This is a genomic window from Shigella sp. FC1544, from assembly GCF_001722145.1.
Taxonomy (GTDB): Bacteria; Pseudomonadota; Gammaproteobacteria; order Enterobacterales; family Enterobacteriaceae; genus Escherichia; species Escherichia coli.
Map to the genome: position 1 here is coordinate 1 of NZ_MECT01000114.1, position 6504 is coordinate 6504.

General features: G+C 48.2%; 8 protein-coding genes and 1 pseudogene. 3 read left to right on the plus strand and 6 right to left on the minus strand.

From position 1 onward, the window contains the following. Positions 1–209 (plus strand): IS3 family transposase (locus BGK49_RS08200; RefSeq protein ID WP_001073957.1); only part of this gene is annotated, 209 nt, incomplete at its 5' end. A gap of 131 nt (positions 210–340) precedes the next feature. On the opposite strand, the gene araH is transcribed toward BGK49_RS08200, so the two are convergent. The 3 genes and pseudogenes from araH to araF all read right to left on the minus strand — a co-directional run bounded on the left by araH (position 341) and on the right by araF (position 3916). Beyond that, positions 341–1327 carry an arabinose ABC transporter permease AraH gene (gene araH, locus BGK49_RS08205; protein ID WP_000100200.1) on the minus strand — a complete coding sequence of 329 codons (987 nt, stop codon included), beginning with the start codon at positions 1325–1327 and terminating at the stop codon, positions 341–343. 14 nt (positions 1328–1341) lie between these two features. Then, positions 1342–2857: pseudogene (gene araG / locus BGK49_RS08210) on the minus strand (arabinose ABC transporter ATP-binding protein AraG). Between the two features lie 69 nt (positions 2858–2926). Then, positions 2927–3916: an arabinose ABC transporter substrate-binding protein AraF gene (gene araF / locus BGK49_RS08215; RefSeq protein WP_005026642.1), complete on the minus strand. Its 990-nt coding sequence runs from the start codon at positions 3914–3916 to the stop codon at positions 2927–2929. A gap of 713 nt (positions 3917–4629) precedes the next feature. On the opposite strand from araF, the gene BGK49_RS08220 reads away from it, so the two are divergent. Continuing rightward, complete coding sequence (locus BGK49_RS08220) at positions 4630–5133, plus strand: non-heme ferritin-like protein (RefSeq protein WP_000179469.1); 504 nt, start codon at positions 4630–4632, stop codon at positions 5131–5133. Positions 5134–5210: 77 nt separating this feature from the next. Here BGK49_RS08220 and yecJ read toward each other — a convergent pair whose 3' ends face one another. After that, positions 5211–5462, minus strand: a complete 252-nt coding sequence (gene yecJ, locus BGK49_RS08225) for a DUF2766 family protein YecJ (protein ID WP_000082117.1) — start codon at positions 5460–5462, stop codon at positions 5211–5213. 114 nt (positions 5463–5576) lie between these two features. Further along, positions 5577–5663 carry a stress response protein AzuC gene (azuC, locus tag BGK49_RS25865; protein WP_010723106.1) on the minus strand — a complete coding sequence of 29 codons (87 nt, stop codon included), beginning with the start codon at positions 5661–5663 and terminating at the stop codon, positions 5577–5579. A gap of 262 nt (positions 5664–5925) precedes the next feature. Between azuC and BGK49_RS08235 the strand changes: the two genes are divergently transcribed. After that, entirely contained in the window at positions 5926–6249 is a 324-nt protein-coding gene (locus tag BGK49_RS08235; protein ID WP_001237866.1) for a YecR-like family lipoprotein, read from the plus strand. Between the two features lie 63 nt (positions 6250–6312). Here BGK49_RS08235 and BGK49_RS25875 read toward each other — a convergent pair. After that, on the minus strand, positions 6313–6504 hold a 192-nt coding region (locus tag BGK49_RS25875), incomplete at its 5' end, for an IS1 family transposase (protein ID WP_000718190.1).

Sequence of the window (6504 nt, forward strand, 5' to 3'; positions counted from 1 at the left end):
ACTGTTACGACAACGCTCCGATGGAAAGCTTCTGGGGAACGCTGAAAAATGAGAGCCTGAGCCACTATCGTTTTAATAACCGGGATGAAGCCATCTCAGTAATACGGGAATACATTGAGATTTTCTACAATCGTCAGCGTCGTCACTCTCGTCTGGGGAATATCTCCCCGGCAGCCTTCAGGGAAAAATATCATCAGATGGCTGCTTAAAAAAAGAACAAATGGTAGTGTCCGCTATTGCCAGTACACCTCAGGGGTCGCCATTTGCAACGAAGAACAGCCAACCGTTATGGCGGTTGGCTGTGGTGGGAAAAAACGCTAAATTGTTGCAGAAAAAAGCATCAGACAGTGCGTTTCGCTTTTTGCTTGTAACGGTCGAAGATCACCGCTGCCAGCAGGATTAAGCCGCAAATCACGTACTGCGCGAAAGGAGAAATATTAAGCAGGTTCATGGCGTTTTCCACGGTGCCTAAAATTAAGATACCCGCCACCACATATGAGATTTTTCCGATGCCTCCTTTCAGAGAAACGCCACCTAAAACGCAGGCGGAGATAACAATCAGCTCGTAACCAATCGACGTCATTGGCTGCCCACTGGTCATACGTGAAGCCAGAATAATTCCGGCTATCGCAGATACCAGGCCAGAGAGAACAAAGATAATAATTTTGGTGCGAACAACCGGTACACCCGCCAGACGCGCAGCCTCTTCGTTCCCGCCAATCGCCAGGGTGTTACGACCAAAGGTGGTTTTATTCAGCAACAAACCAAAGATAATCAGACACGCGACGGTGAGCCAGATTGGCGCAGGCAGACCGAACCAGTTAGCGTAACCAAGGGCAAAGAAGCTTTCATCTTCGATACCGACCGCTTTACCGTCTGAAATGATGTATGCCAGACCTCGAACAATCTGCATCGTTGCCAGTGTTGTGATCAGAGCATTTATTTTCAGTTTGGCGATAACAAAGCCATTGACCAGGCCACAGAGAATGCCAAGCAGCAACCCCGCTGCCACGCCAATCCACAGGCTTTCAGTCAGGTTGATAACCACCGCCGTGGTGACACCCGCACAGGCAATTACGGAGGCGACAGAAAGGTCAAAGTCACCGGAAGCAAGGCAGAACAACATGCCACACGCCACCATCCCCGACATGGAAATTGCCAGGCCCAACCCTTTCATATTAATGAAGGTGGCAAAATTTGGGACAAAAATGGCACAGGCGATAAAGAGCACCGCAAACACCACCAGCATGCCGTACTGATCCCAGATACGCCCGAAGCTGAATGACGACTTAGGTGCGCCAGAACCCGATGTAGAAACAGAAGACATCATACTCTCCTTACTCAGGCAACTGCCTGGCTGACTTTAGGCATCGCAAGGCTCAGTGCCTGACGCTCATCTGCCTGCTCGTGTAACAATTCACCGGCGATTTCACCTTCCCGCATCACCACAATCCGGTCGGCAACGCCGAGGACTTCAGGTAAGTCGCTGGAGGCAAACAGCACCGCCACACCCTGCGCCGCCAGCGCATAAATTACGTTATATATTTCGTGCTTAGCACCAACATCAATGCCGCGCGTAGGTTCATCCAGCAAAATGACCTTCATCTCTTCCGATAACCAGCGGCCCAGAATGGCTTTTTGCTGATTTCCGCCTGAGAGATTCATGATCAGTTGCTCAGCGCCCGGCGTTTTGATGTTGAGCGAACGAATGTGCTGATCGGCATTGTTTTCTTCCCAACCGTTGTTGATTACACAACCGCCGAGCACATGTTTGCGTCTGGCACTGATGTTGATATTGTCGCGAACGGAGTGCACGGGAATAATGCCTTCCGCTTTGCGATCTTCCGGGCAGAGCATCATGCCTGCGGCAATGGCGTGGCTCGGTTTACGAATATCGATCGGCTGTTGGTCGATATAAACCTGACCGGCGGTGATTTGCGTCCCGCCAAACAAGCCTTTCATTAATTCGCTACGCCCCGCCCCTACCAGACCAAACAGCCCAACAATTTCACCACTGCGAACCGCCAGACTTATTGGCGTACGCACGCCTGGTGCTTTCACAGCATCAAGACGCAGGCGCTCCTCGCCATAACTACGAGGTTGCCAGCCGTAGATATCGCCAATGTCGCGCCCGACCATCGCCTGCACCAGCGCGTCGTGGTCAACCTGCTGCATATCGGTAAAGGTTTTGACATAACGTCCATCTTTAAAGACAGTGATGGCATCGCTGAGGGCAAATATTTCTTCCATACGGTGAGAAACGTATAAGATCACCCGCCCCTCTTTTCGCAGTTCACGAATAACGCGGGAAAGATTGTCGATTTCGCGGGCAGAAAGGGAGCTGGTTGGCTCATCAAAGGCGATAATTTTAGCGTTACGCGCCAGCGCCTTGGCGATTTCAACCATCTGCCACTGACCAATGGAGAGATATTTCAGCGGCGTGTCCGGGTCAATATCCATACCAAGATGTTTAAGTTGTAAACCCGCCTCATAATTCAGCAATGAGCGATTCACAATGCCGCCTTTATGCGGCAGCTGGCCGAGATAGATGTTTTCCGCGACGGTCATTTCCGGCACGAGATGCAGTTCCTGGTAAATAATCGCCACACCCGCGTTAAGTGCTGCGGTCGTGTCGGAAAAGGACATTTCCTGCCCATTAATCACTACAGAACCCGTGGTTGGCGCATAGTTGCCGCTGAGGATTTTTTAAGAGAGTTGATTTTCCTGCGCCATTTTCACCCATCAACGCATGAACCTGACCGGCATAGCAGTCAAAACTAATATCCGTCAGCGCCTTAACGCCGGGAAACGTTTTACCGATGCCGCGAAATGAGAGATACGGGGTAGACTGTTGCATAACGTCTCCGTGAATCACTGGTCGTTCACACCCCCTCTGCATCATGCAGAGGGGAATTTTTCCGGCAAATTACTTACCGCCTAAACCTTTTTTCTCCAGTTCTTCTTTAAAGTTGTCACGCGTGATCAGCACCACGTCGGTAACTTCGGTAAATTTTGGCGGTTCAACGTCTTTTGCTACCCAGTTGTAAAGCATTTCGCTGGATTTATAGCCATGTACGTCCGGGCTTGGCAGCAGGGAACCGTAGAAGCCGGTTGCCTGTACTTTAGACAGTTCGCTCACCGCATCCACACCGTTAATGCCAATGCCGATAATATCGGCAGCTTTAAAGCCCTGACCTTCCGTCGCGCGTACGCCGCCCAGCACGGTGCTGTCGTTCATACCGACGATCAGCCAATGTTTAACTTCAGGATGTTGAACCAGCATTGAGTTGGCAGCGTCAAATGCCCCCGGGATGTCGTTAGATTTGGTAGGTACCTGATAAATTTGTTTTTCCGGGAATCCGGCCGCTTTCAGCGCATCCATAGATCCCGTAGTACGCCGGCGGGCGGTATCCAGTTCGTTGGCGGTAATCACCATCACCGCGCTTTCTTTGACATCCCAGCCACGTTTCTGCATCTCTTTATACAGTTCCTGACCCTGACGTTCGCCAATTTTAGTCGCCGCCATCATCACCAGCGGAACGGTATCCATTGGCTTACCTTTGGCGTTAACAAACTGATCATCCACGGCAATGACTTTCATATCGTAGCCACGCGCTTTCGCGACGATGGCAGAGCCGAGTTTGGGGTCCGGAGTACAAATAACGAAACCTTTTGCGCCACTGGCAGCCAGGCTGTCGATCGCGTTCAATGTTTTTTCGCCATCCGGCACGGCAATCTTAATAACCTCAAACCCTAAATCCTTCCCGGCTTTATCGGCAAACTTCCATTCGGTCTGGAACCACGGCTCTTCCGGTTGCTTCACCAGAAAACCGAGCTTCAGGTTCTCCGCCATAGCGGATTGTGACATAACGGCTGCCAGACCAATGGCTGCCAGGGCTTTAGTAAATTTGTGCATGGTTCTCTCCAGCTTTAGTGTCGTTTTGTGTAGGGCAAAATCGAATGACATTCGTTAAATTAATCGGAAAACAAAGCATTACCTTTTAACTAAAAGATAAGTGACCGTGTTGACATAGTTTTAGCGAGAAATTAATTCTCCATAGGAGAGCAATATCACATCGCAGAATTACAGTGAGAACGTGCATAAATTTAGCGGGAAAAGACATAAGGGGAAGCCAATTTGTCAGACAAATTGTCGAATGCACAGCAGATTAATCCATAAGATTAGCTTGGAAATCCTTGTTGTCTTTGGTACCCATGCGGGATGTCTTCTTTTTAACCAGTCAATAGGCCGCATTACCTGGCGTTGAGTTTTTGAAATGGTGTAATAACCGCAACTCAAAGATGTGGAAAATGCACGTCATTCATTTCGCCATTAATTATCACTGTGCTCATTAATTAACAGAACACGTATAATGAGAGCCATCTCGCAAAAATGAAAAAACGTTTTATAAAATCATCATTTCATCAATGAAATGTAAAAATATATAAACTTGATGATTTAAGCATTTTCTTATACCCGTTCAGACGTTATTCTTATTTCAGATCATCGTCAGAATTGACTCCACGATCACATTTCGGACCGGCAGAAAGGAATTATTCTGCAAACAGTAATTATGGTGTTTTGATTTATCTTGCACCTCTCCACTTCTGGATATAAGGATATTAGGTATGGCAACCGCTGGAATGCTTCTCAAACTCAACTCTCAAATGAACCGCGAGTTTTACGCATCCAATCTCTACCTTCACCTGAGTAACTGGTGTTCTGAACAGAGTCTGAACGGCACCGCCACTTTCCTTCGCGCCCAGGCACAGAGTAATGTGACCCAAATGATGCGCATGTTTAACTTTATGAAGAGTGTCGGCGCTACCCCCATCGTTAAAGCCATTGATGTTCCCGGTGAAAAACTGAACTCTCTGGAAGAACTGTTCCAAAAAACGATGGAAGAATACGAGCAACGTTCTAGTACGTTGGCACAGTTAGCCGATGAAGCGAAAGAACTGAATGATGATTCAACCGTCAATTTCCTGCGCGATCTGGAAAAAGAACAGCAGCATGATGGTCTGTTGCTGCAAACCATTCTTGATGAAGTGCGCAGTGCGAAACTTGCTGGTATGTGCCCAGTGCAGACCGACCAACATGTTCTGAATGTCGTGTCGCATCAGCTGCATTGATCATACATCGCGCTAATGCATTGCGCCGATGAAGTTTTTGAGAAACCGCTGCCTCATCTTTTTGAAGCAGCGGTTTTTTAATGGGATTCGCCTTGTGGGGTAAACTTGAGTTCAATCAGCGCGATGGCTTTTTGGATTGCCCGCATGGTGACCGGGTCTGCGGCGGCGGGATGGTTACTAAAGTCGATATTCTTCAGCTGACTGGACATTTTTTCACGAACTTCAACGGGCGCGATTACATCGAGAACATCCAGAATTTGTTTGATAACCAACTGGCAAGCAACCACATCAGAAACCAGTTCCTGATCGGCATTCAGCGGCTGGGACATCGTAAACTCCTGATAGCATTTTGAAAGCCGTTATAGTAGCGGCTTCACATCTTCAGCGATAGTCACATCCACCGTCATCAGGACACAAAAAAACCTGCCGGAGCAGGTTTTTTGTTATCGGAACATATTGCCTGGCGGTACGTCTTTGAACGTCTTGCAATAGTTATTGAACATACTTTTCAGGATCTTGCGCAGTTTCATCGCGGCACTCCGACCATTTGTTATACATGTGTTATTTTCTTTGCGCTTATAATATGACAACCATCACAAAAATCAATCTTTATGTGATGAAAATCACACAAATACCCCCTTAATGTTATAAAAATGATAATCAAAAAACAGCCCCCCCATTTCTGACACCTACAGATGGCAAGAAATAGCGCCTGCCAGGCGTCTTTTCCGGTCATTGTCGCAGCGCTGTAACGCGTAAAATAGTGCTTTCTTTTACTCTTCTGGCTGGACCATGAGACTTCTGATTCTGACTCTTTCATTAATAACGCTGGCGGGGTGTACGGTTACTCGCCAGGCCCATGTGAGCGAAGTTGACGCGGCAACAGGTATTGTACGGTTGGTTTATGACCAGGCTTTTTTGCAGCATGCCCATACCGATCGTTATGTCAGTCGCGGGATCGCCGATCGCGCATGCCAGCAGGAAGGCTATACCCACGCGATCCCCTTTGGTCAGCCAGTAGGCAACTGTAGCCTTTTTGCGGGTTCCTTATGTTTGAATACGGAATTCACTTTGTCATATCAGTGCCATCATTCCGCCTTCCCTGTCTTTCTCTAAATATTTTAATCAGCGAGGGGATCTTCGCTGATTAAAGAAATAGCGGTAGGTAATGACTCCAACTTATTGATAGTGTTTTATGTTCAGATAATGCCCGATGACTTTGTCATGCAGCTCCACCGATTTTGAGAACGACAGCGACTTCCGTCCCAGCCGTGCCAGGTGCTGCCTCAGATTCAGGTTATGCCGCTCAATTCGCTGCGTATATCGCTTGCTGATTACGTGCAGCTTTCCCTTCAGGCGGGATTCATACAG

Coding starts and splice junctions, on each gene's coding strand:
- araH (WP_000100200.1), bottom strand. CDS start 1,327: ATGTCTTCTGTTTCTACATCGGGTTCTGGCGCACCTAAGTCGTCATTC.
- araF (WP_005026642.1), bottom strand. CDS start 3,916: ATGCACAAATTTACTAAAGCCCTGGCAGCCATTGGTCTGGCAGCCGTT.
- BGK49_RS08220 (WP_000179469.1), top strand. CDS start 4,630: ATGGCAACCGCTGGAATGCTTCTCAAACTCAACTCTCAAATGAACCGC.
- yecJ (WP_000082117.1), bottom strand. CDS start 5,462: ATGTCCCAGCCGCTGAATGCCGATCAGGAACTGGTTTCTGATGTGGTT.
- azuC (WP_010723106.1), bottom strand. CDS start 5,663: ATGAAACTGCGCAAGATCCTGAAAAGTATGTTCAATAACTATTGCAAG.
- BGK49_RS08235 (WP_001237866.1), top strand. CDS start 5,926: ATGAGACTTCTGATTCTGACTCTTTCATTAATAACGCTGGCGGGGTGT.